This window comes from Collinsella aerofaciens, assembly GCF_015556945.1.
GTDB lineage: Bacteria > Actinomycetota > Coriobacteriia > Coriobacteriales > Coriobacteriaceae > Collinsella > Collinsella aerofaciens_AO.
Genome location: NZ_JADNNH010000066.1, coordinates 1 through 1,255, shown reverse-complemented (window position 1 = coordinate 1,255; position 1,255 = coordinate 1). Strand labels below are relative to the sequence as shown.

The 1,255-nt window shown below is 57.3% G+C and carries 1 protein-coding gene and 1 pseudogene; both read right to left on the bottom strand.

Annotated features, from left to right (window positions below):
* Window positions 1-40 precede the first annotated feature (40 nt).
* Window positions 41-1,075: an IS3 family transposase gene (locus tag I2F59_RS09850; protein WP_152068358.1), complete on the bottom strand. Its 1,035-nt coding sequence runs from the start codon at window positions 1,073-1,075 to the stop codon at window positions 41-43.
* A pseudogene (locus I2F59_RS09965) lies at window positions 964-1,203 on the bottom strand (transposase); the annotation flags it as partial. The gene I2F59_RS09850 and the pseudogene I2F59_RS09965, both read right to left, overlap by 112 nt.
* Window positions 1,204-1,255: the final 52 nt, after the last annotated feature.

Below are 1,255 nucleotides of genomic sequence, written 5' to 3'. Positions count from 1 at the left end.
TGGAGTGGGAAGGATAAACTGGACTTTCTTTTAAGGATCCTCAAGCGTATTGCCGCTCGTATTCCACTGGAGACATGTAGCCCAGGGTGGAATGCATGCGCACCCTATTGTAATAGAGCTCTATGTACTTGAAGATGTCCTGCTTGGCCTCGTCCCTCGTCCCATAGCTCCTCTCTTTCACCAATTCCCTTTTCAGCGTCTTGAAGAACGACTCGGCCACCGCGTTGTCCAGCGGCGTGCCGGGCCTTGATACCGACTGGACTATGCCATGCGAGTCCAGACACCGCTGGAAGGAACGGGAGGTGTACTGCGCGCCCTGATCGTCATGGAAGACGAGGCTGCCGTCATCTGGCGGACCCTCCCTGCCGACCGCCTGCTCCATCGCGTCGATCGCGACCTTCTCGGTGATGCGCTCGGACATTGACCAGCCCACGACCTTGCGGGAGAAGGCGTCTATCACGGCTGCGAGATAGAGCCACCCTTCTCTTGTGGGTATGTAGGTGATGTCGCCCACCCAAAGCCTGTTGCGCTCGCCCACGGTGAAAGCGCGCTCTACCAGGTTCAACCGAGGGTCTCCCGGCTCGACCTTCTTCTGGATGCGGTGTTTTCGGGTCGCGCCCTTTCCGGCAAGTCCGAGCTTCTGCATGATGCGGAGCACGCGCTTCTCGCTCACGACGATGCCGCTTTTTCGCAGTTCGCGGTTGATGCGCCGGTAGCCGTAACGGCCCTTGTGCCGCTCGAAGGCCTCGACGACGAAACCTTCGATCGCCTCCCGCTCTATCTGGGCGTCGGACTTCTTCCGGCCGAGATACTCGTAGAAACCGGATTTCGAGACTTTCATCAGCCCGCATGCCTTCTTGATGGGGCCGATCTCGCCCCTATGCTCTTTGAGGAACTCGAACCTCACGCATGGTCTTGACTCAAGAAGGCCCGGAAATTTTTTAGTATCTCGTTCTCGCGCTCGAGCTCCTCGACCTTCTTCTTGAGCTTCACGATCTCGTAGTCCTTGTTGATCTTCGGGGAGCCGTTTCCGGGGAACGCGCCGTCTCCCATCTCCTCGTATTCGCGGGCCCATCTTCTCAGCGTCGAATCCTTTATGCCGAGTTCCTCCGATAGGCCTTTGACCGTCATTTCCCCGGACAGGACCACCTTTGCCGCCGAGACCTTGAACTGCCTGTCGTATCGCTTTCTTCTTTGGGTCATCTTGAACACCTTTCGCTCTTAACTAGGTGTCCAATTCATCATACCCACTCCA